At 63.2% G+C, this 22,195-nt stretch carries 27 protein-coding genes; 4 read left to right on the plus strand and 23 right to left on the minus strand.

The window, feature by feature from the left end:
- Window positions 1-534: 534 nt before the first annotated feature.
- The 3 genes from NV401_RS18295 to NV401_RS18305 all read left to right on the plus strand — a co-directional run bounded on the left by NV401_RS18295 (window position 535) and on the right by NV401_RS18305 (window position 2,281).
- Window positions 535-780 carry a DUF6894 family protein gene (locus NV401_RS18295; RefSeq protein WP_261295898.1) on the plus strand — a complete coding sequence of 82 codons (246 nt, stop codon included), beginning with the start codon at window positions 535-537 and terminating at the stop codon, window positions 778-780.
- 200 nt (window positions 781-980) lie between these two features.
- Window positions 981-1,175 carry a hypothetical protein gene (locus tag NV401_RS18300; RefSeq protein ID WP_261295899.1) on the plus strand — a complete coding sequence of 65 codons (195 nt, stop codon included), beginning with the start codon at window positions 981-983 and terminating at the stop codon, window positions 1,173-1,175.
- A 602-nt stretch (window positions 1,176-1,777) separates the two neighbouring features.
- Window positions 1,778-2,281, plus strand: coding sequence for a hypothetical protein (locus NV401_RS18305; RefSeq protein WP_261295900.1), 504 nt, complete (start codon window positions 1,778-1,780; stop codon window positions 2,279-2,281).
- A 468-nt stretch (window positions 2,282-2,749) separates the two neighbouring features.
- Here NV401_RS18305 and NV401_RS18310 read toward each other — a convergent pair whose 3' ends face one another.
- From NV401_RS18310 to NV401_RS18335, 6 genes are all read right to left on the minus strand, one after another.
- Window positions 2,750-2,941: a hypothetical protein gene (locus NV401_RS18310; protein ID WP_261295901.1), complete on the minus strand. Its 192-nt coding sequence runs from the start codon at window positions 2,939-2,941 to the stop codon at window positions 2,750-2,752.
- A gap of 750 nt (window positions 2,942-3,691) precedes the next feature.
- Complete coding sequence (locus NV401_RS18315; RefSeq protein ID WP_261295902.1) at window positions 3,692-4,156, minus strand: hypothetical protein; 465 nt, start codon at window positions 4,154-4,156, stop codon at window positions 3,692-3,694.
- Complete coding sequence (locus NV401_RS18320; protein ID WP_261295903.1) at window positions 4,153-4,671, minus strand: TIGR02594 family protein; 519 nt, start codon at window positions 4,669-4,671, stop codon at window positions 4,153-4,155. Before NV401_RS18320 ends, NV401_RS18315 begins: the two co-directional genes overlap by 4 nt.
- 388 nt (window positions 4,672-5,059) lie before the next feature.
- Window positions 5,060-5,383, minus strand: coding sequence for a hypothetical protein (locus NV401_RS18325; RefSeq protein WP_261295904.1), 324 nt, complete (start codon window positions 5,381-5,383; stop codon window positions 5,060-5,062).
- On the minus strand, window positions 5,380-5,883 hold the full coding sequence (locus NV401_RS18330) for a hypothetical protein (protein WP_261295905.1): 504 nt from the start codon (window positions 5,881-5,883) through the stop codon (window positions 5,380-5,382). Before NV401_RS18330 ends, NV401_RS18325 begins: the two co-directional genes overlap by 4 nt.
- Window positions 5,876-6,238 carry a hypothetical protein gene (locus tag NV401_RS18335; protein ID WP_261295906.1) on the minus strand — a complete coding sequence of 121 codons (363 nt, stop codon included), beginning with the start codon at window positions 6,236-6,238 and terminating at the stop codon, window positions 5,876-5,878. The genes NV401_RS18330 and NV401_RS18335 overlap by 8 nt, the downstream gene beginning before the upstream one ends.
- A gap of 101 nt (window positions 6,239-6,339) precedes the next feature.
- Between NV401_RS18335 and NV401_RS18340 the strand changes: the two genes are divergently transcribed.
- Window positions 6,340-7,494: an acyltransferase family protein gene (locus NV401_RS18340; RefSeq protein ID WP_261295907.1), complete on the plus strand. Its 1,155-nt coding sequence runs from the start codon at window positions 6,340-6,342 to the stop codon at window positions 7,492-7,494.
- A gap of 2 nt (window positions 7,495-7,496) precedes the next feature.
- Here NV401_RS18340 and NV401_RS18345 read toward each other — a convergent pair whose 3' ends face one another.
- From NV401_RS18345 to NV401_RS18425, 17 genes are all read right to left on the minus strand, one after another.
- On the minus strand, window positions 7,497-7,793 hold the full coding sequence (locus NV401_RS18345) for a hypothetical protein (protein ID WP_261295908.1): 297 nt from the start codon (window positions 7,791-7,793) through the stop codon (window positions 7,497-7,499).
- Window positions 7,790-10,636, minus strand: coding sequence for a hypothetical protein (locus tag NV401_RS18350; protein WP_261295909.1), 2,847 nt, complete (start codon window positions 10,634-10,636; stop codon window positions 7,790-7,792). The genes NV401_RS18345 and NV401_RS18350 overlap by 4 nt, the downstream gene beginning before the upstream one ends.
- 25 nt (window positions 10,637-10,661) lie before the next feature.
- Window positions 10,662-11,195, minus strand: a complete 534-nt coding sequence (locus NV401_RS18355; protein WP_261295910.1) for a hypothetical protein — start codon at window positions 11,193-11,195, stop codon at window positions 10,662-10,664.
- A gap of 29 nt (window positions 11,196-11,224) precedes the next feature.
- The gene (locus NV401_RS18360) at window positions 11,225-13,444 is read right to left on the minus strand and encodes a phage tail protein (protein WP_261295911.1); all 2,220 of its coding nucleotides are present in this window, start codon (window positions 13,442-13,444) and stop codon (window positions 11,225-11,227) included.
- Window positions 13,441-13,845 (minus strand): DUF6950 family protein, encoded by a 405-nt coding sequence (locus tag NV401_RS18365; RefSeq protein ID WP_261295912.1) that lies wholly within the window; start codon window positions 13,843-13,845, stop codon window positions 13,441-13,443. The genes NV401_RS18360 and NV401_RS18365 overlap by 4 nt, the downstream gene beginning before the upstream one ends.
- Before the next feature lie 4 nt (window positions 13,846-13,849).
- The gene (locus NV401_RS18370; RefSeq protein ID WP_261295913.1) at window positions 13,850-14,476 is read right to left on the minus strand and encodes a hypothetical protein; all 627 of its coding nucleotides are present in this window, start codon (window positions 14,474-14,476) and stop codon (window positions 13,850-13,852) included.
- Window positions 14,473-15,123, minus strand: a complete 651-nt coding sequence (locus tag NV401_RS18375) for a hypothetical protein (protein WP_261295914.1) — start codon at window positions 15,121-15,123, stop codon at window positions 14,473-14,475. Before NV401_RS18375 ends, NV401_RS18370 begins: the two co-directional genes overlap by 4 nt.
- On the minus strand, window positions 15,120-17,903 hold the full coding sequence (locus NV401_RS18380) for a phage tail length tape measure family protein (protein WP_261295915.1): 2,784 nt from the start codon (window positions 17,901-17,903) through the stop codon (window positions 15,120-15,122). The genes NV401_RS18375 and NV401_RS18380 overlap by 4 nt, the downstream gene beginning before the upstream one ends.
- A gap of 65 nt (window positions 17,904-17,968) precedes the next feature.
- Window positions 17,969-18,184, minus strand: a complete 216-nt coding sequence (locus NV401_RS18840; protein ID WP_452651772.1) for a DUF7697 family protein — start codon at window positions 18,182-18,184, stop codon at window positions 17,969-17,971.
- The gene (locus NV401_RS18390; RefSeq protein ID WP_261295917.1) at window positions 18,184-18,789 is read right to left on the minus strand and encodes a hypothetical protein; all 606 of its coding nucleotides are present in this window, start codon (window positions 18,787-18,789) and stop codon (window positions 18,184-18,186) included. Before NV401_RS18390 ends, NV401_RS18840 begins: the two co-directional genes overlap by 1 nt.
- On the minus strand, window positions 18,789-19,046 hold the full coding sequence (locus NV401_RS18395) for a hypothetical protein (RefSeq protein ID WP_261295918.1): 258 nt from the start codon (window positions 19,044-19,046) through the stop codon (window positions 18,789-18,791). The genes NV401_RS18390 and NV401_RS18395 overlap by 1 nt, the downstream gene beginning before the upstream one ends.
- Window positions 19,047-19,069: 23 nt before the next feature.
- Window positions 19,070-20,035 (minus strand): phage tail tube protein, encoded by a 966-nt coding sequence (locus tag NV401_RS18400; RefSeq protein ID WP_261295919.1) that lies wholly within the window; start codon window positions 20,033-20,035, stop codon window positions 19,070-19,072.
- Between the two features lie 27 nt (window positions 20,036-20,062).
- Window positions 20,063-20,503 (minus strand): hypothetical protein, encoded by a 441-nt coding sequence (locus NV401_RS18405; protein WP_261295920.1) that lies wholly within the window; start codon window positions 20,501-20,503, stop codon window positions 20,063-20,065.
- Window positions 20,504-20,506: 3 nt separating this feature from the next.
- Entirely contained in the window at window positions 20,507-21,241 is a 735-nt protein-coding gene (locus tag NV401_RS18410) for a DUF6441 family protein (protein ID WP_261295921.1), read from the minus strand.
- Window positions 21,211-21,552, minus strand: a complete 342-nt coding sequence (locus tag NV401_RS18415) for a head-tail joining protein (RefSeq protein WP_261295922.1) — start codon at window positions 21,550-21,552, stop codon at window positions 21,211-21,213. Before NV401_RS18415 ends, NV401_RS18410 begins: the two co-directional genes overlap by 31 nt.
- A gap of 1 nt (window position 21,553) precedes the next feature.
- Window positions 21,554-21,889, minus strand: a complete 336-nt coding sequence (locus NV401_RS18420; RefSeq protein WP_261295923.1) for a DUF2190 family protein — start codon at window positions 21,887-21,889, stop codon at window positions 21,554-21,556.
- A 6-nt stretch (window positions 21,890-21,895) separates the two neighbouring features.
- Window positions 21,896-22,192, minus strand: a complete 297-nt coding sequence (locus NV401_RS18425; protein WP_261295924.1) for a hypothetical protein — start codon at window positions 22,190-22,192, stop codon at window positions 21,896-21,898.
- Window positions 22,193-22,195: the final 3 nt, after the last annotated feature.

The following is a 22,195-nucleotide window of genomic DNA, read 5'->3' on the forward strand; positions in this document are numbered from 1 at the left end:
TGGTGGGCGATGACCCTACCACACCGGCTATATTTTTCGGCGCTTTTCCGGTATTCTGCATACAAGCGACTTGTGGAGTGCCCCCTACCATGCCCCCAGCAGATATTTGCTTTTCGTCCGCGTCTTGAGACCCCGGATGTTTGCCGGCGGGTCGGCTTTGGCAAGAAGATGATCTATCGCCTTATGCAAAACCGCCGCTTTCCACTGCATTTTAAGGTTGGCGCCGCCTCGTCGCGCTGGAGTTAGCTTAAGGGCGAGGTCGGGTTGCGCCGCTACCCGGTCCGGACCCTTGACGGAAAAGGCTGGTCTCCCCGCTCTTTGCCCCCCCGCCGGGGGACGGGGACAGGCCCTAAATATGGTGGGGCCTATATACGTGTGTGACCCATAGGCATTATTAGCATGTGTTTAAGCATGTCCCCGGAACGGAACTAACCCTGATGCTTTCTCTCAACATCTCTACGTGATCCCCCGCGACGCGGGTCGGGGCGAGCGACTAGCATTCCGCCCGTAAATTCGCCCCAAGGATCGTAGAAAATGCCTCTTTACCGCTTTCAGGTCGTCGGCGAGAACGGCGATAATACGGTCGAACTCGAAAGTTTGGAAGACGCCCGGTGTGAAGCTATCAAGCTTGCAGGGACGATATTCTGTATGGATGGTGAGACGTTCTGGGAAGACAGGGACTGGACGCTCAACGTTAGCGATGAGGCGGGGCTGATCTTGTTTTCACTTATGCTCACCGCTGTAGATTCGCCTGCGGTTATCGGTGGCAACGACAGATAAGAACGCAAGAAAAGTCCGGCTGGTTAGCCCGGGCTGCGCGGGCCGTACATCGCCCGACCAAGTGCGCCAGCGCCTCGCCGATCTAGCCGAGGCGGCCGGCGAAAGCCTCGCCGCGCTGCCCCCCTGGCGGACAAGAACGACGCTCGACTTGCTAAGGTCTTTGGAAGATAGGATCACCGGAACGATTTCGGGGAATGGAAGTGAGCCTTCAGAGCCAACAATTGCGGCAGCGAGCCGCAGTGGATCGTGCAACCGCCGCCAGCAGCACGCTGTCAAACGTACGCGACCGGTTGAACATGTCGGCAGATCGGCTCGAGGCGTTGGCAGATCAATCTGAACGAATTGAGCGGATCAAGAAGGATCGCGAAGATAACGCAATCATCCCGGCCCGGTAACGGCCTCGATCTCACGAAACGCCGCCTCCGGCTTTTTCAGTTGATTCAGCTGCTCCGCGGCCGTCGTCGCAAGCCGTCAGCGCACGTTCGGCAATTAACGGAGCTGGTGCCCGCAGATCTTGAGACAGCGCGCGGCTAGCTAATGCGGGGCTCCGATATCTGCACAACCACATCGCCACCATCTGTGCTCGGCGCGGCCTCATCGAGCTTCGCAATTAGCTCCCCAAAAATGTCGCCGTCACTGACTGGAAAGCTACGCTGCAGAGTGTCACCAAGCGAATAAGGGGCAGGCGGAATCGCCATGCCGATTGTCGTGATTGTCGCTGCCATGTGGTGTTCCCGTCCGGCATCAAACGGCCCGGCGGGGCACAATGTCCCATCGATTTGAAACTTATTTCACCACCCGAAGACGGCGCCCTCCTGTCGAGGCTAGTTCGTCATATTCTTCAGCGAGCTTACGATGGATGTCTGCGACCATCGGGTCGCTAGACGCCGCTGCCATTTCGCGCTCTTTCTGCGCGCGCTGCCTATAATATGTAACATCTGTCATCGCGGCACACACCTCCGCTTCGCCATCTCCTTGGGAGATCAAAGAATATTGTTTGACCGCGACCGATGCAAGCGGGTTTGTAAAAGAGATGATTGCCGTGTGCTCGTCGGAGGATTCCGATGGTTCCACCGGACCTTTGTCACCTGTAGGAACGCGCATGCTTCTGCTCGCAATAGTATTTTTCGCTCTGATGTCCGTTCCTCAACAGGAGACGGAAACAGATGACATTGTTGTCGTGGCGCGCAGCACGAAGTGCCTATTGAAATTTGCCGATCGCGAGTTGGATAAGGCTGAGTTTAAGCGCCGCACAGCGCAGTGGGCCGCGGGTAGACCGGTCCGCGTGATTGCTCGGCAAAGCGCGGACCGAAAATGCCTAGCCAAAATTGCCTTTCAGCTGGCCGATCGGGGCGTACGGCGCATTACTTTCGTCGAGCCCTCCGACGCTACAGCACCGAACTCAGTGGGGCCGTGGGTTTCGGGCGACGACCCGTTCGCGGTTGATCCGCGCGCTGCCAAGCGTCCAATAGTAGCCGACGGCGATCGTCGCACGCCTTAAGGTCGGCACGACATTCGCGGATCGTGCCCGCGCCATCTGCGCTGTTCGCAGATTCGTCAGCCGGGCGGCGAACTGTAATTGGTACGCTCGGTGCCAGCGCCGCCGCCAGGGGCGACATTGCAGTACCAAGGGTCGACGCGGTCACTCACTTGCTTTTGACACTGATGTTGAGTTTCTGAGCGCGGGAGCGCACCGCTGACTGCGTTCGCTCAAGGCGACGTGCAATTTGCGGGATCGCCCAACCGCTGCTCACTAACTCCAGCAAAAGCGCAAGATCGCGCTCGCTCCATGCCTTGCTGCCACGAACCTTTACGCGCGGCGCCGCCGCCAGGGGCGCGCCTACTTTCGCGCGAATGGCTGCCGGCAAGCGTCTGCCACAGCAGTGACAACGACGCGCAGCCTGCTGCGACGACCTTCTCTTCAGTATTCCCAAAAATCTAAAGAAGATCGCGGTGAGGCATGTGATCGCTAATGTGAGCTGCCGGGGAAATGGAAGTGCACGAGGCATTCGATGATGCGCTTAAGGTGAGCCATTTTGTCGCTGTTTTCCTCAAGCCCACGTAGCTGCCACACGCGGCGCTCCATCTCGTCGGGCCAGCCGACGCCATATTCGTTCAGAAGCTCCATTGCCTCAATCCAGGTCTCTTGCTGCTCGGGCATAGATAATACCAAGCCAACGTGCGCAAACCGCACTAGCGGGCTACTATATATCTGACTTCAAATCCGATTGTCTTTGACTTAAGTTGAGACATTTCCACCACTCATTTATCAATTCAACTTGTGAAGTGCGGCACTTCCTTGCACCAAGCGGTGCGACGTTGCCGCCGCTGGCTTGCCTGTCTGGCGACCGTTGATAAGCCCGCACGACAAAGCTCGTCTGTATCATTCTGGGCCCTCGTCGGTCTCAGCATTGGGCTCCGTTCCCGCTGCGGCTGGAACAAAGGTTAGCTTCCCTGCTTTTACGCGGGCTTATGTTTTACGAAGTTCAGATTGCTCACCGGCTCCGCGACTGCCCGGGACATGATTTCTCGCACCCTTATTTGGGGCGGCCGGCAAATGCGCATCAGTGGAAGCGCTATGCGCCGAGGTCGAGAACCATGAGCTCGACAAGTGAAAGCCAGCCAACCCTTATGAAACCAGGCAATTTCGTAATTTGGCGAGCCAGGGAGGTAGCGCCGGCCAATCCGCAACGCCTCGCCGACGCCCGAATGGCATCGACTTGATGGGGCGCGGCTTGCGGATCGCTATCATCGCGGTGGCCGTACTCCTTGCTATTGCGTTGTTCCGATAGGTTGGCCCGGCTGTGCTAGTGTGACCGCAGCGATAGCCGGCCACGCTTCGACCAACAGCCGGCGCCTGTCGTCACACGCCTTGAGGTCCGCGCGACCGTCGCGGATCGTGCCCTCACTATCAGCGCTGCTCGCTGATCCGTCCGCCTGCCGCCTGATCGGCGTCGGCAGGCACGGCTGCAGCGCTGCGGCCGGTGGACGCGGAATTTGCGGAAAAGAGCTCAAGGTCAAAGGTGTCGATCCCTGACACGCGGTCAGGGGCAAGACACAGCACGCGGCCAGCAGGTGTTTCAGCATAGGTCCTCACGGTATCGGTTGAGCGAAGGATGATCGGTTCTCGTGCGGCAAGCCGGGCGGCATAGGTTTCGGAAGCCGTGGCCAGCTGCCCTTTGAACCCCGCCTCGGCCTCGGCGACGTCGCGCTCCCCGATCGCTTTGTCGGTCGCCCGTTGGGCTCGCTCGAGCTTCAGGTCGGCCCGGGCGTCCGCCAGCGTTCCGCGTGTGACGATCAAGCCGGCGGCAAGCAGGGCAATCGGCGCCGACCACCAGATGCGCTTGAGCAGCGTAAGCGCCGCCGCCCAGGTCACGCCTCGTTACTCGACACCGGCACGCCCGACGCGCCAACGTGCACTGGCTTACCGAGGACCGCCACGCCCTTTGGCCATCGCCGAGCAATGCACCGCGACTTTTCGAGCCGCATCACGCTGACCCGATCGCCCTGGTTGCCGCCCAGCACATGGTAATGCGTGCGATCCTCGCCGACGTAGAATGCGACGTGTCCACCGCCGGCGCGGTCGAACACGAGTATCGCACCTGGCGCGAGGTATTCCGCGCGCAGGTTGCTGCCCCACTCTTCCCAGGCCTTCGCGCGCACGGCGACCTTTATCGCGCTAAGATCGATCCCGGCCGCGCGTAGGCAATTGGCAACGAACAGGCCGCACCACGGGACGCTGTCGGCATTATAGGCCATGCCCAGCACCTTCGCGCCGAGCAGCTTGGCCCAGCCGAGGATGGAGGCATTGTTCGCCGCGCCCGCTGCTTCGCGGGTACCAAAAAGCATTCGGGCATGGCTAAGCCACGCCGGCTCTGAAACCGTCGTCATAATAGTTCTCCGCAGTTGCTATCTTTCGACCGGCGTGTTCAACGTCGCAGGGGCGGCGCTTAACTCCCTTTCGCGCCGGTCTGATCTCAGGAGCGGTCCGTTCGACAATTCGGTCGGACGGGCCGTTTTTGATGTTGAAAAAGCGTTAGTGCACTGATTTGATGCTTACTCGGCCGCGCCGGTAGCTCCACTCTGCGGCGCGCCGAACAGGGGGCGGCCCGCTCGATCCGCCGGTTTCGAGCGGGCCGTTTCACCGGGACGAGTTGAGTTTGTAGCTTCGGGGGCCTACTGCCGCTTAGTTAGCAGTGATGAAAGGCTCCCCACCACGTAAGCTGCTGAATGGGGGCGGCCTGACCGACGGGGAAACGCTCGGTTGGGCCGCTTTTATCTATTGTAAGGGCGGCTCGGCCTTAGCGCCCATCGCCTGTTGCAGAGCGCTGCGCCCGACACTTGCGAGCAGCCGGAACGTACCAAAACCACCCCAGCCCGCACATATGCCCGACGCGATAACCGCCCACCATGGCCAGCGATATTCCACTGCGATGGCGCCGCCGAGAGAGCCGAATGCCGGCAGCATTGTCAGTTCGACGACGATCTGACGCACCCCGATCGCGGCGCCGCGCTCGTATTTCTGCCCCAGCCTGCCGATCTGGCCTGACGCTACCGCAAACACCATGAGGCAGAAGGCAGGCCAGCTATCTTTGAAGCTCATGGGTGCACCGCCGTGACTACGCCGATACCGACGCCCATCACGGCAAAACCTACGCTGACGAAGAGGCTGATCGAACGGCGCTTGGTCACTGCCGCGTGGATTGATGCCATTCCGGTGCACATCAGCAGCGCTCCCAAAAGATCCATACCTCGGTCGAAGCCCGACCATTTTCCGGGACTCAGTGAAACGAGCTGGGCAATGCCGCCCACGGCACCAAGAGAAAGCCCAGCGCCGAGCAGCAGCATGCCGGCGAACAGCAGCATCACGCTCCAGGGCGTCGTGATCGCGATCAGCAATTCGGCATAGGCGCGGTCCAAGCTGTTGAGCAGCCGCCGACGGCATGCGGTCTTGTCAGGTCCGTCACAGCGGGCGACGTGCCATATGCAGCGCGCCACGGGCTTGAGGCCGTGAAACCCTACGGCTGTGAAGCGGATCGACGACAGGAAGATCGCCCAAACCGCGGCAACCCCGATCGTGTGAATGATGGCGGGATCACTCATCGCGCGCTCCCTTCACCGTGACGGCCGCCTGCCGATAAGATGCCGGCGCGGCCGTCCGGATCACCGAAAGATGGAAATCGCGGCTTGCCTTCGATATACGTGGGATCGACCCAAATCGATTGCGTTCGCGCGCAGGACGCCTAGAGGCCGCGATATGGATGAAAGCCGAATCGAAGTTGTCGAGCACCGGCGTCGGTCGCAGGACGGGCATTGGCACTGGCCAGTGATCACTCGCGGCCATGTCCTGTTGATGATCGTATTGCTGGCGATCACTGCCGCCGCGATCTTCGCGATCTGGTACGACAAATAAGTTCATACGGTTTGTGATCTGGTCGAGGATCCGTAGCGCTGTCATGGGTTCCTCCCGGCGATCGGGTTGAGGATGAGGGGTATCGCCGTCGTCCCCCTCCTTGCTGCAGGGTTGCGCGCGGGCCTTTGCCGGGGCACATCAAGGCGATGCAGAAAGATCGCCACTATATCGCCCTCGACGCTTGGCGCGGCGTCTGTGCCTTGCTGGTGGTGATTGGCCACCTGAAGACCAGCGGTTACATCTCGGCCATGCCCATTTCGGGCGCGTCGTACCGCTTCGTCGACTTCTTCTTCGTTCTGTCCGGGTTCGTCATCACGCACTCTGCGCGAGACGGCATCTGCAGCACGCGCGCGAACGTCTGGTCGTTCATCATCCGACGCATTGGCCGGCTCTGGCCGCTGCACATCGCGGTCCTGCTCGGCTTCATCGCGTACGAACTCGTCATGCTGGCCGCTACGCACGCCGGCATGTCGCTCGGCAAGGAGCCGTTCTCCGGCAAGGACCAGCTCGCCTACATCCCGGCCAACATCCTGCTGATACAGGCGTGGAACACGCTGCCATCCGCCAGCTGGAACATCCCGGCCTGGTCGATCAGCGCCGAGTTCGCCGCCTACCTGATCTTCGCGGCGTGCTTCGGACTGTGCGGCAAGCGCGGCATGATACCGCTGGTGGCAATCGGCATCATCAGCGCGGGCGTCATCATATCCGCCGGCGCGGCTGGTCCGGCCGGCACCTTCGATTACGGCGTCCCGCGCTGCCTGTTCGGCTTTGCGGGCGGCGCCCTCATCTACTCGCTGTGGCGCAAAATGCCCGACGAACTCCCCGGCGCTACCGCATGGGAGGCCGCGATGGTCCTGCTGACGTTCGCCGTCGTCATCTACTGCCCGCTCGAATGGGGCGCTGCCGTCGTCCCGGTGTTCTGCGCGACTGTGCTGGTATTCGCCTTTGAAAAGGGCGCCATTTCGCGTGTCCTGATGACCGCCCCAGGTCAGTTCCTCGGCAAGCGATCCTACTCGATCTACATGGTGCACGTTCTGATCGTGGTCTGCATCCTGTCGGCGGTCGCGGTGATGCCCAAGTTCGGTTTGGATGCGCTGGCGATCGGCAAGGTCGGCGACAACACCGGAATCGTGGCGGCGCCCCTGCTGGCTGACGCCTTGATCGTGCTTTATGTCGCCGTCGTGCTGTTGATTTCGACGGTCACCTTCGACCTTATCGAAGAGAAGTGGCGCAAGCGCTCGTCGGCCTTCGCCCGCCGATTCACCCGCGGCGGCACTCAACAAAGCCCTGTTGCCGTTTAGCCTCACGACTTGACCTTGGCGGCAAAGGCGCGTGCGACCATCTCTTCGGGTTCGAAATGCCATTCGCCGCGCTCGTTGACCAGCTTCGCCAGATCCAGCTTGGCGGCGTCCGAGATATCCATCTCAAATATGGTGCGAGCCGCCATGAGCGATGGCTTGCGCGGGGTCATGCCGTCCGCCTTCTTCATATAGGCGCGCAGCATGTATGGGCCGACCACTCCATCGATGTACCAGTGGTCTTCGTAATAGCCCTGTTCTTGGAGCTCGCTTTGCAGCCCGTGCGCGTCCAGTTTCTTCATGCCGGCACCTCGATGTTGGCGGTGTAGGTTGTGTTGTTCAGGGTCACGCCGGCCGCAGTCATATTGCGAACGCGGAACTTCACGGCGCCCGCCACGCCCCGCACCGCGCAGATCTCCAAGCCCGGATCGAGGTCCGGCGAGGCTGTGATCCGTGCGGTCATGCCCAGTGCCGCAGTTGCCACCGTAATGGACATTTCCGAGGTGATGGCGTTGGCCGCCATGCCGCCCGGCCCGCTGATCAACTGGCTAACCTGCGCCAAACGCGTCGGGACTGGCACCCACGAATTGACTTCACCGATCCGCCCAGCCGTCGCGTTCTGATAGACCCATTCGTTCACGCCGATGCCGGGGACACGCAGCCGAGCGCGCAGTCCAGGCCAACCGCGGAGAATACCGACAGGCGATGCGTCCACGATGGCAATCGCGTTGCCGCCCCACTTTAGAACAGGCTCGGTTCGGGGTAGCGTGCCAGTTGGGCCGAACGGCAGGATCTTGGCCGTGTCGAACGTGCCGGAGACGATGATCTCGGCACTGGCGGCCGTAACGCCCACGGGGACCTCAACGAGGCCAGCCGTTGCTACGCCCGCGACCCGGCCATCCCAATTCTCCATTTCCGAAAGGACGTAGCGGAAAACGTAGCCAGTGTCGGCACCGACAGAGGCCATCGCCTTTTTGACTGCCAGATTACCGCCTGAAATCTTCAACTCACCGAAACGGGAACCGACCAAGATGTAATCGAGGGCACCGTCCCCGATCATGTTGCAGTCCTTTAGGATCGTGCTTGCTTTCAAGACCGTGGCGATGGTCTTGATGTCGATCAGATTGCCCTTGGTGACGCCCGTCGGAATAACGAAATCGCAGTTGCGCCATTCAACGCGCTGCCGACGCGTAAAGCTTTCGTCGTGCCAGACCTCGACCGAGCGGAACGTGTCTTTGACCCCATTGTCGAGATCCCTCGGGTCTTGGACGACGCGGGTTCCAAACCAGATCGCGTCGCAGCGCTGCACGCGCGAAACCGAAGTTATCTGCCCGCCGAACATGCGGAGGTAGACGTTGTAGAAGTTGTTATATTTGAGCGGGTGCACGTTCTGCCCGGAGAGGCTGACGACGTTCGTGATGAACATGTTAGGACGGTTGCCCGACGAACCGGCATCGCCAGCGCAGTCGAATGGGCCGCGGATATACCCGTTCGTAAGATTGATGACTGCTCCGTCCGGAGTGAGCGCTGGCTCCATTTCGAAGCCGTCGACGATGAAGTCCGAGACGTTCGAGACGTTTGCGATACGCGAAAGCTGGATCGAGGAACGCGGGCGTACGGTCCGGCCATACGATTTAAAGTTCGTGATGGTCAGCTCTTCGCTAGGCGTCGCGCTGAAATAACCATCGCCAATTTCGCCCGTGGAGGAGAAATTCTGGATCGTGATCGACTTGATGGTCCCGGTGCCGCTCAGGTGGCGGATGTTCGCCGTCTGCTCGAAGTACCATGGGTCACCAATGCGGACCTCTTCCCCTGCCGTTCGAGCGGTATGGAACCGCACGATGCGGGAGGCCCCGGTTCCAATGATCGCATAATCGAGAAAATCGTACGCGTACCAGATGCCGCCGATCCGGGTGAAGGCCTCGATGCCGACGTAATCGATCGCGCTTGGGTATGCGAAGTCGGTCTGCCCAGCGGTTGCGACGTAATCAACCGGAGGGTCGGAAGTGATGCTGAACGGATAGTTTCGCTCGTTCCCGTCGACCACGAAGTCGCGGAGGACGTAAGATGCGCCCTGGTTGCCGCGCAGCCAGACAAGCGCGTTTGCGCCACCGCTTGCAATCGTATTGCCCGCAATAGCGCGGCGCTTGATGATGGATGTCCGGCCTTCGCCGCGGATCTCGAGCGAGGTGTTGTCCGCCGCGGTGAGTACCACCCCGCCGCTAGTGATCGTGGTATTCTCTGCCAGATAACTTCCCGCCGGCAGAAGAATCCCGACGCCAGCCGTGTTCGCATCCGTGCAGGCCGTAGCAATTCCCGACTTTACGGCGGCCGCGCCTGCCGTTGTGTCTACACCGGGCAGTGCGAAATATGGGGAGGCCTGCACGTTTTTCGACGACAGGAAGTTCCCGCCAGGTGCGCCGGTCGGGCCGCGCAAGCTTCTGCCCGTCCCCCAAACGCCGTTCGCTTTCGGCCCGTAGAAAATTGGGTCGAGTGGGTTCGTGGTGTCGTAATATGTGCTTCCATTGATGCCAAAACTGTTCGATGGCGGCCCTAGACCTGGGGTTGGTATGACGGCATCCCGGGCGGCCTGCGCAGCCGCGACCAACGGGGCCAGAAGGTCGATCCCGTCAATTGAGATGTTGATGACATCGTCGCCGAAGGTGAGTTGTGCGGCGCTCCACGGCAACATTCCGCTCGCCGCGTTGCCGTAGCCAGACACCAGCCCGGTCGGCGCGCCATCGGAATCCATGACGTTCGCGAGCACGATGAACGGGCCATAGACGCGCGTCGCGCCGACAGAGGTGCCGCCAAGCTGGATCGCATAGGAAAGGCCCGTATCGGCGCCGGGTTCGCCACCGTAGGGCACCATGGCCGCGTTGGTCATCGTCGTCTTGTTGATGCGCAGCACAACGGTGCTGGTCGGGATGCCCGCGACGGTTGTCACGCTATCCAGCTTAAGACCTTCGGCCGATGCGGTCGTGACCGTCGCGAGCGCGATCAGCGGAGCGCCTGGCGCATCCGGCCGCAACCGGATCTGCATGCGCATGTCCACGCCGGTCAGGTCGAGCCCCACGAAGCGGATCGTCCGCACGCACAGTTCGTTGCGCCATGCCGCGAGCGGCAGGCGTGCTGCAGTTGCCATTGATGTGTCTCCGGTAGAGGGCTGGTCAGCCGATCCGCATGACGCGGCAGGGGATCGAGAAGGATGCGCCGATCGCCAGCAGCGGCGCGGTGAAGTAGACCACCAGCGTGTTGGCCGCGGTCGCGATCGCGTTGTGCAGGGCGTAGCCGGCCGGCAGCGCGCCGGTCGGGAATAGCAGGATGTTGTCGCCGGCCTTCACGCCAAGCCCGGTCGGCACCATCAGGGTCACCGATCGAATGCCAGCGGATAGCGCCACCGCCGCGGTCTGCGTGACGGTGACCGTGCCTAGCATCGTCGCGCCTGGTGCTCCGGCGGCGCCTACGTCACCCGCCGCCCCCTTGGCACCGGTGTCCCCTTTGGCGCCGGGTGGCCCCTTGAGCGACGGATCCTTCGACGGGTCACTGACCAGCCGAATATTCATCGGGTTCGCCATCGGCAGAACACCGCGCCAGATCAGCACCGCTGATGGTTCTCCGAGGGAGGGCGGATCAAGCGTCAGACGCAGGGTAACCGTGCCGTCATCGTCGGCATCAAAAACCGCATAGACCCGGCGATTCATTGGCACAGTTTCGACGGGAGGTGGCATTGTCAGACCTCGGGCGTTCTCGGGGTGTACCCGTCGCCACCGCCGCCGGGCGGCGGGGTTTCCCCGGGCGGGTAGACACCACCATCGGATGTCGACCACCATTCGAAAAACACGAGGTTGCTGTCCGCCATGCTGGACAGCGCCGGCGCTGCGACTGCGGAATAGGAACTCCCGGACAGAGACCAGAAAATGCCATAGGACTGCCCGCTATCCAGTCCGCTAAGCGCCGAACCGGGAAAGGAGATGGTCTCAGCCGTATCGATCGTGCCGGTGAATGCTGAGATGTAGATGTGCGTATCGTCGCTGCTGAACGGGAAGGCTACGGTGCGGCTCAGCAACCGATGCGCGCCGCGCGTCGTGCCTGGAACAGTGAGGCTGCCCGCGGTCACTGGGCCCAGGACCAGACGCTCGCCGGGCTGCCCCTGCGGGAAGGTGTAGGATACCGCGCCCTCATATTCCTGCCCGCTCTCCACGCTGGTCAGCGTGCGCGCGGTAACGGCAGGAGCCGCGATACCCGCGTCGATCCAGTTATCCGATGGGCCGTTTCCGGTGTCGAAAAGCCGATATTCGAACCGGACCGCCGAAACGTACAGATCCTCGACCGCGCCGGAGAACGTCAGGCCCGGCTGGGTTGCGCCGTCCGCGCCCACCGAAACGCCAGCGAGCGACCAGCTGCCTACGTCCGGCACGCCATAACCATCAGGCGGCGTCTGCGCCTCGGCCGTGGCGCCTGGCGCTATCTCGTCTACGGCCGTCCATGAATAGACCGTGCTATTGATCTCACGCAGCTGGATCGTGATCTGCCGGGCCTCGTCGAGCGCATAAGCCTCGATCCGCCACATCACCGGTAGACCCTTGGTCCTGCGAGCCGAGGTCCAGACGATCCAGTCGCCCTCCTCGAGCTCGCTGAAACGCGGCCCCAGGGTGATCGTGGCGGTACGCAGCAGCCTGCCGAGCCGCCGCGCGATCTCGCCGCAGCGCTGCGCCTGGGTGCCGGACGTCACGAACGGCAGCTGCAGCGTGTTCTCCCGCGACCCGCCATCAGCAATCAGGTCCGCCGTGTTGCGTCGGATCGGCGCACCATGGTCCGCCCAGCGCTGGCTCGGCTCGACGTAGCGCGGGATAACGGTGTTGCACCATTCGTCATCCGCTTCCGATCGGAAATCGGAAAAGGCGATCGGCTTGCCGACGACCATATCCGCGTCGGTGATGTATTTGACGGGTGCCTTGGCATGACCCGGCTCGATCTCGATCGCCCCTTCCGGCTGCAGGATCACGCCAGCGCAGGCACTGGCGAACTTCGCTTCCACCGTATCGAATTGATCGAGCGCATTGATGACTGCGCCGATGCGGTACCGCCGTTCGCTGCCACCGCCCGCCTTCGCCACCAGCTCGTCGCAGATGTTGGCCGGCGCGGCGACATTCTCTGGCGGCGCTTCCGCGGCCGAAAGCCCACGCCCGATCAGCAACTGCCCCGGCTGGTCGATCCGGTCACATGCGTACAGTCCGCGCACCCATGCATATCGGCAGTCGATCGGGTTATCGCTCCATTCCCACGTCGCGGGGTCGTTCCAGCGATGTGGTCCCGATCCGCCGGGAACGGTCGAATCCTTGCGCGCCTGATAGATGCGCGCGCCTTTGAGCAGGAACGCGAAGCGAGGACGGCCGCCGGTCCACGTCGGGTTTTTCTCGTCGCTGGCATCCGCCATATAACTCGCCAGCACATAGGAAATGCCGGCGAGATTGTCGTTCGCGCCATAACCGCCATGGGCCAGCATATCGTCGCCGACCGCCTGGTCTTCGGTGCCGGGATACCATTTGAGGTACAGCTTGCCGTTGAACCCCGACACCAAGCCATTGCCGGTGAACGCATGATATTCATCGTTTATGTAGAAACCGACCAGTTCCTCGCAGCGATGATCGGCCAGCGCGATCACCAGCGCCTCCCAATCGGTGCCGTATTTGCCGCCCCAATTGAATGCGTCGACCATGCCGCCACCGGTCAGCGCCATACCGAACACCGCTTCGCGCCCAAGTTCGCCGAGATCGAGGCCGACCGTTTGCGCCTGCGCCTCCGGCGCGTTTGGAACCTTGGGCTTCAGCACAGTCGCCACTGCAACGCTGCCGATGAACGATCCTATCGCCGCTCCCCACGGGCCGCCGATTACGCCGCCAATGATGGTCAGTGCCAGCGGCAGCACAGAGCGGATGACGCCGCTCATGCGTCGACGCTCCACGCCCGGATCATCGCCGCGCGCTGTTGTCGCTCGGTACCCTGCTCGGCCGGGCCGACCAGTGTGACGCCCTCGACCACCATCAGGCGGATGCCACCGGGAAACAGATCGTCGGCCACGCCGGCGACATCGCCGCGCTGTGCCATTGCCGGCGCGATTTCGGTTAACCGGGCGGTGACGATCGCCGGCAGCCCGCCGAGCCGTTGGGCGACGCGCAGCGCGCCGACCCGCGACGACCAGGTCGCAGAACCGATGACGTCGCGCCCAGTTTGCGCCAGCACGGCCCCTGCCGCAAAGCTCGCGCAGTCATTGGCATGCCGCCCCCAGGCGAAAGGCATGTCCCGGCGATCGGCGATGAAGCCGAGCAGTGCATCATAATCCCGCACCATGCCGCTACAGTTTCTGGATCTTCTGGACGAGCATGTCGCGCAGCGATCCGCCCGCTGCAACGCCGGCGCGCTGGGGTGGCTTGCCGCCCCAATACAGCGTCTTGTTGAACGAATAGCCGATCGCGCGCAGACCGCCGTCCAGCGGCTTCACGAGACGTTGGTCGGCGTCAGTGCGCATCCGTCCACCACGACGCCGCAAGCCGCGCGCGGCGCCTTCGATCTTGGCGGTGATCGTTGCCGTGGAACCGGGAATATCCTGGCTGGTGACCTGATCGATCCGCCCGCGCGTGAAAACCTGCACATCGAGCAGCGCACCCGCGCCACTGAAAATCAGGCGACGCAGCACCGCCGGCGCGGCACGCAACTCCTCGGCCTCGAGCAGCGGCAGCACGTCAGGATCGACGCCCGACAGTTGCAAGGTCACATCCTGCGCAGCGCTGCCGAGCGCCCCCGCGCTGACCCGGGCCAGCCCGCGATCCCCGATGCCGATATACTCTTCACCCTCGATCTCGATCGGCCACGGCCCACCCCATACGCGCACGGGCGGATCGCACAGGATCTCTACCGCGCCGACTTCGATGGCCGTACCGGCGACGATCTCCGCCATGGCGGCCGATGGCAGCGTTTTCATGGTACGAGATCCTCGACTGCGGCGATCTTCCCGCCGGAAACGGACAGGCGGCGCGTCATCGCCCCAACATTGGTATCCTTGGTCAGCCGCATCAGGCAGGTCGGCGCGGCCAGGTTCACCACCGCTCCGGATGGCGTGATCGGGGGCACGGGCGGCTCGATGGCGAACTGCAGCACGCCGCCGGCCGTGGCGGTTGCCGGCTCGATCGCGCGCACCAATGATCGCTTCCAGCCGTCCCATTCGAAGCCGATATAATCGCGATGGCTGATCACCATGCCGCTCAGGCAGCCGGTGAGCTGCAAGATTGCCGTGCCATCGGCGTCGAACGTTTGCGACCAGCTGGACGGGTGGATCGTGAAAGGCACGCCGCCCAGATGATAGCGCGGGGCGGGGCGGGAGACGTCCCGGCCGTGAAAACGCTTTCCGGCGCCGCGCATCGAATCGACCCACGCGGTCACCTCGTCCGATTTTACCCGGCCGATGCTGTTGGCCATCGGCCAGGACGCCATCCATAGCGGGAAACCGGCCGTCAGGGCGCCCAGCCGCCCGCCTGTTTCGGGCGACAGGAAATCCACCCGCTGCAGTTCGAACACCGGGCCGGAGCCGACGAACGCCTCCGGCAGGGCGCGGGGGAACGTGATCGTCATGCCTGGCCCCGTACTTTGGCGTCGTTCATGATCGCGATCACCCGGCCGGGCAGTTGCTCTGCCATCTGCCGCTGGTTTTCCGCGACGACCGCCAGCTGCTCCGCGCTTGCTCCCGGGGCGTGGATGCTGGCGTCGATTGACACCTGCATTGGCCGGTTATCGTTACCTGCCAGCATGCGGCGCGTATCCGCGGCAGATGTCACCTTGCTGCCGGCAGGCAGGTTGATCAGCTCCGGCCCGTTCTCCGCCACCCACGTCATCCCGCCCGACCAGTTTTCGGTTCCCACGGCGTTGCGTCCCGCACCGGCGAAAGACGTGAAGATGCTGGTGAGGGTCGGCAGCGCGTCGTTCCCGTTGATCATGTTCTTCAGCGGGTTGAGCAGCGCCAGCTTGATGAATTCGGATTTAAGCTCGTTGAGGATCGTCTTTCCGGCATTGCCCCAGCTCGACCACGTGTCCTCCGAGAGAACCGTCTCCGCGAACTGACTGCCGAAGCCTCGCACCTCATCCCAGGCGGCCGCCTGCACCTTGAGCCGAGCATTGTTCGCATCGATCTGCGCGCCAATGCCAATCAGCGCCTGGCCCTCTGCCGACTGGATATCCACGCCGTTGCGCATCAGCTCATTCGCCAATTGCAGCTTGCTGAGTATCGCCTCGCGAACGGTATCGCTTGCGCCGACCAGATCGAGTTCCGCCTGTGAATAGGCCAGCGCTGCGCCCTGATCCGCGCGGAACTGCTGGATATATTCCTGCCGGCGCCTGTCGCTTTCCTCGATCTGCTTAAGCCGTTCGTCCTCGACGGTCTGGTCGCCGCGGTACCCCTCCACCGACGGTAAGCTAAACGCTGCAGCGCGCGCCTTGATGAAGGCATCCTTGGCCCCTTCGGCGTAGCGCGCTGCCGTGGCAGGATCGAGATGCGTGGCGGCGATCTTCGCCAGTGTCCGCTGATAATCGTCCGCCGCAGCCTTGGCCGGATCGAACTGGCTGGTCAGGGACTGGATATCACGCTCGCGATCCTGCGCGCGCTTCGCGGCATCGCTGAATTCGTCGAGCGCCAGCTTCCCCTTGGTCCACGCGACGTGGAAATGATCGCTATGGCCCTTGTCACCGGGCCCGAGCAGCTCGACAACATCGATGCCGCGCGATTCGAACAACCGGCGCACGTCAGCCTTGTCCATCGAAGCCATGCCGCCGGCCGGCACGAAATCGACAGCCTGGCTCTTGTAGTGATAGCTGTTGGGCACATGCTTGCCGCCGGTCGTGCTGGTCACCTGCACGCCCGGGATGGCATCCCGCAGCATCTTGGCCACCGCGGCGGCGGTCAAAGTCTCACCATCGCGGCGGCCTGGCCGATCGGTTTCCTGTGCGGCCTTTATTCTCGCCGCTTGCTGTTGCCGCAGAATGCCGAGTTGCCGCTCCATTTCGGCGCGTGTCGCCCCTTCCGCGATCAGCCGCTGCTTTGCCTTCGCGATCAGCCCGGCGGGGCCATCATAGGAGCGCTTGATCGCCTCCACCGGATCGAGCGATCGACGCGCGTTTTCGTCGGCGAGATTGGCCATGGCGGACTGCGAGTTGCGCCGTGCGGTAGCCAGATCAGCATCCGCCTGCTTGGCTTGCGCCTGGATCTCGGCCAGTCGATTTGCATAGACGTATTGGGCAGCACCCCCGTTGGGGTTGAGCATCGACTGGCTGGCGGCATATTCGGCCTTCGCCCGGGCGAGCAGCGCGACCGTCAGTTCGCGGGTGGTGATGATGTGCTTGAGGTTTGCGGCTGCCGTTTCGCTATCCTGCTCGGCCGCTGTCTTGCTGGACTTGGCTGTCGCGTCGAGCGCCGCCTCCTGATCGCGGATGGCGGCGGAGACACCGGCCGTGGAAAGCGCGAAGCGCTCCTTTGCCTTGCGGTTGACCTCGGTCTCGGCCGCGTCCTTTTTCAGCTTGTCGACCGCATCGTCGAGCGCGCTGTTGCTGTCGATCAACTTGCCGATGAACGGCGCCAGGACCAGGGCGCCAGCCGTGAGCGCCAGCCCCCAAGGGCCGATCATGAATCGCGCAACGGCGCCGGCCTTGCTTTCCAGGTTGGCGAACTGGCCCGCTAGCTGGCCGCCCTGAATGGCCACGACCTGGATCGGGTTCGCGCCCATCGACAGCTGCGTGAACACGTCCTGCAGCTGGAACGACAAGCCTTGCATCGCCGCCCGCTGCGCGCCTGCCGACGATGCACCCAGCCGATGCGCCGCGGTGTTGGCCTGCAGCAGTCCCGATTCGATCCGCAGCTTGGTGCAATAATCGTCCAGCGAAATCGCGTTCGCCGCGATCAGCGTCCGCGCCTCAGCCATCTCGCTGTTATATCGCGCCTGGCCGGCATAGGCCGGGTCGATCGCCGCGCGCAGTTTCATCGCGGCGTTGGCAAGATGCTCTTCCGCAAGCGCTGCGGCTTCGAACACGGCCGCGCTCTGACGGGCGGCGCCGGTCGATCGATCGAGATTCACCGTTGCAAACTGGTTGCCGGATCCGCGATCTGCCGCGACCGCATCGAACTGCGATCGGACCCCTGCCTGCGCCGCGGCAACCTTGGCCTGCGCCGCCTGGCGGCGATAGGCGGCCATCTGCCGCTCGGTCAGCGCATCGGTCGCCGCCGCGGCGCGGGTCGCCGACTGCTCGGCACCTTCCGCTACCTCGTTCATCGCGGCCTTGCCGGCCGCCCCAACCTCACGGAAGTCGTTCTTGACCTCTGCCTTGCCATCCGTGTGCAGGCGGAAGCCGACCGATTTCATTGGCATGATCGACCTCCTTTCCAAAGCGCCGGCGCGCCGCAAAATCGCGACGGTCCGGCCATCAATCCTAGCTATTCGTCTCCGCAGTTCGTCGGCTGCTCTTCGTCAGCAGGATTGACGATCGCAGCTTCGACGCGCGGGAGTATCTCAGCGAGCATCTCAAGATCGGCGCTTCTTGCTGCACCGATCATCATCACAGCGCTATAATCGAGCCCGATGGGGCGGGTAACAGCGCCGTCAGGGCCCGATATCGTCGCCAGCCGCAGTTGAGACCCGATACCTCTGATTACTTGCCAGACGCCTTCGCCCGCTTCCGTGCGGGTTTCGTGCCGGTCGTACGGGCATGCCGCAGCGCCGGTTTCTTCGTCATGACAGCGCCCGAGCTTTCCAGCGTCGCAGACGAGATGGCAGTATCGGCCTCCGGCGTCTCCCCCTCCGAAGTGCCATTCAGCGAGGGCGCCAAGCCGTTTTTTTCCGCATCCAGCTGCGTCCAGGGCATGACATATTCCCGGTCCGCCGCCTCAAACAGGCGGGGCTCGGCGAGGAAAGCACTGATCGTGCCGACCTCGACACCGGTCACGTTGCCTTCCTCGTCGCGCAACTCGCGGTCGTGGGTCGGTGCGATCGGCAAATCGTCATCGGAGGCAGCGGATCCGATCCCTTCCCACGATAGGATGTTGTGCCGGATCAATGCGGCGCTGAAGGCGTCACCTGCGCGCTCCATGCCATCATCGCCGTGCTCGCGCATGATCTCGGCCACCGCGCGGCGCGCCGCGCGCAACGAAAGCGCCGAAGGCTGGGCGTTGAACGTCACCTTGACGGCCGGCGCCTTGCCCCTGGCGGGGATCAGCTCATGCGTTACCGGTTCCGGTTTGCCGAGATTGAACAGCATCAGCCGGCGTCCACGAAGTCGATGCGGATTTTTCGATCTTCCTCGATCACCTCGTAGTGATCGTCGACGCGGACGAGGTTGCCGCCCTCGACGGCATAGCGCCGAACCTTTCCGGCCGCCGCATCTGCCTCGATCACGTTGGTGATTTCCTCGCCCGTTGCAGCATCGCTGATGCGCAGCGCCTTGGCGACATCGTCCGGCATGCCGCCGGCGAGGAAATAGGTCGGCGCGGCAGGCGCCTCGGTTTTCTTGGTCATTGAAACGCTCCCTTACTGCGCGATCAGGCGTACGATGCCGTATCGTTGGTCAGCACGACCGACAGCTGCGCCCCGGACGAACCCGACGCCTGCCAGTCGAAATCGGCCATGATGCCCTTCGGGCCCAGGATCGCGCGCTTCGGCTTCGGCAGGAACACGCGCGGCAGCGTGAAGATCAGGCTGTACCCGCCGTCCATCTTCCAACCGAAGCTGAGCGCGATCGGCGTCTTGGCGCGCGCTTTGTTGAGCAGGGTGAGATTGGTGAACCGCGTGCTCAGCGAGCCGCTCGACATCGCCTTCCCGGGATCGATACCGCCGATGCGGCCGTCCTCTCGGATCACCTCGACCTTATCCAGCTGGTTCGAATAGGCCAGGCTGGCCGACACGACGTCGCCGGCCGCCGTGCCATCGACGCTGATCGATCCGGTCGCCTGGGCGAAGCGCGGCCCGCGCAGCAGGGTTGGCGACCCCGCGATGCTGGTCGTAGCCGGATCAGCCTCACCCTGCGCGATCATCGATAGCACCGCGTTAAGCATGCCCGAACGCGCCAGATCGATCTTCAGCGAATTGACCGCCGCGCCGTAATGCGCGCTGTAGGTCGGCACCTCCGGGTTGCCGAATTCGGCAGTCACGGTGGGCAAGGTCGTCGCACCGGAGGTGAACGTATGCGCGAACTTGCCGCTGCCGGCGCTCGCCGAGGTCGGTGCACCGAAGGTCGCGCGCAGCCAGAAACCGATGCCGCGGAGATCGACCGGCACGACGATATCGCCATCGTTGGTGATGACATCGTAGGTCGGATCGAGACCCTCGCGACCGAATCCCAGCTGATCATCCTCGATCAGCGGCTGGACTTCACCCAGGCCGTGGCTGACGAACGGCAGCTTGTAATAGGTGCCGGCCGGCGATGTGCCGTAGGTCGTCTCGAATGCCGCGGCCAGAACGGCGTTGATGCCCAACGGGCGCGGTCCGGAAGTAGGTGGTATGGCCATCGGGGCCTCCTTTGCGGTACGGAAGGATCAGCCGAGAGGGCTGTTGGTCGAATAGCTGGCGATGATCGAGAACTCGGCCCACCCCACGGGGACGGCGCCACGCATATCGGTCTCGCCGTCAGTGGGCGCCTCGGCGTCCAGATAGTTGCAGAGGCCACCGAGGAATCGGTCCGCTGCAATGCGAGCGCCGATCAGAGACATCATGTCGTCCAGCACTTCTTGGCTGGTCCGGCTTGAGGACTGATAGGCCGCGATCTCGATCGGTATCGAATGCTCGTAATGGTAGGTCGGGGGGCAGAGATCGATATCGGGTGAACCCGGATCGCCGGAGCGGACGATAACCATGCCCAAGAGCCCGACGGCTTCGGGCTTGGCCTCGTCCGCGGTCATGCCCTTCACCGATGCTCCGGGCAGTGCGAGCTGCACCATCTCCTTTACCGCGTTCAGCACATCAACGCGCTTGCTCATGGCCTACCTCCAGCGCGCATTGAGGTTCGCCTCGAACCGGGTGTTCGCGATGATCGCCGGACCGGACAAATCGACCGACTTCGGCTTCTTCACCGCGCGCACCAGGTTGAACATGATGACCGACTGCAGCTGGCGCGGATTGCGGGTCGTACCGGCGCGCTCGCGATCTGAGGCATTGCGCCAACGGCCGCTGGATTTCCGAATCACCAGCCCTTTGAGAACGAGATAGGCGACCGTGCCGGTCTTACGCACGCTCGGGCTTCTAAATCCTCGGTCATTGGCCATGATCAGGATCAGTCTGCGGCCGAACTTTGCCTCGACTTCATCAGGGCTTAGCGCATCGCCCTGGCGCTTTCTCGGCGTGTCGTCGGTAGGCAGCGCCAGAAGCCGGCGTCCGGCGCGCGCGACAATGGTCGCGCCAGTGGCATAGCTTTCGATGATCGCCGCAGCGCCTCGTCCGTCCTTGGACGGCTGCGCATAAATCCATCCAGTCGGCTCGAGGGAATTCTTCACTTTCGGATAGGCGACGCCGCGGACCGCATTGGCGAGGCGGTGACCGAGGCCGGCAGCCCGCACTTCGGCGCGGAAGGCCTCTTTCACCTCGTTGGTCGTGTCGCGCATCGCTGCGGTCAGAAAGCCGGCGATCTCGCGCTCTGTGCCGGATAGGATCTTGTCCAGATCCGGGCCGGTGACCTTGGTCGTAAGCACTATGAGATCGGCCGCATCTCGCAGGACCATGTCAGCCCCTCTGTGTCGAGCCAGGGTTCACCCATGATCTCGAACAGCGGATCGCCTGGGGCGACCCCAACAAAATTGCCAACCTGCAACCGGTCGCCGGCCGCAGGGACAGCTACCTCGGATCGACGAAGCAACAGCAGGTTCAGGTTGGTTGGCACCGGACCGCTGCCAATCGGCATTTCTTCCGTTCGCTGATCGCGGATGGTGCGAACGCCCGTGGGAGGCGCTGATCCATCACCAGAGGCATAGACCGCCGCCACGGAGCCGGGTGCAATGAACAATGCATCCAGCGCCGCGGCGAACGGGTCCATTTTAGGCGACCTGCCCGGTGACGAGCACCCGACCGACCACGGCAGCCGACGCCGCGGCCTGCGTTGCGGCACCGATCAGCATATTGGTGCCGACCGTCGCAGTGACATTGAAGGCGGTATTGTCCCAATAGACCTTCTGGCCAGCGGTCCATGCGGCTCCCGCGGCCTTGGTAAGGTCCCACACGCCGACGCGGCGTGCCTCGACGGGCTTGCCCGTGGCAGCGGCCGCGAGCGCGACGGCAAAGATACCGCCGACCACGAAGCCGTCACCGCTGGCCAGCGTACGCGGTGCGATGAGGGTGAGCGCATCACCCGGCTGAACGAAATTACGTGCCATGTCGGCTTACTCCTTCGAGGCGGGCTTGCGGCCCGGCTTGGCTTCGGGGATGGGCGCCGGGGCGACCTGCGAGAGGTGGGGGTTCTCGGCGCTGGTCGACGAGATCGGACCCGAGGCGATCGTGATCGACTCCTCGGGGACGTCTGCCATCTGGTCCTCCGTGAACCCGTCCGTGTCATCGACGGCAAGGTTCTCATCGACGAGTCGCTTGGCATCGTCATCCGACACGGGGATCGAGCCTTCGTGCGGATGGCGCAGTGCACCGCCGACATAGGCGGCGCTCAGAAGCGTGATGAACTTCATGGG

It is taken from the genome of Sphingomonas hylomeconis, assembly GCF_025370105.1.
Lineage (GTDB): Bacteria > Pseudomonadota > Alphaproteobacteria > Sphingomonadales > Sphingomonadaceae > Sphingomonas > Sphingomonas hylomeconis.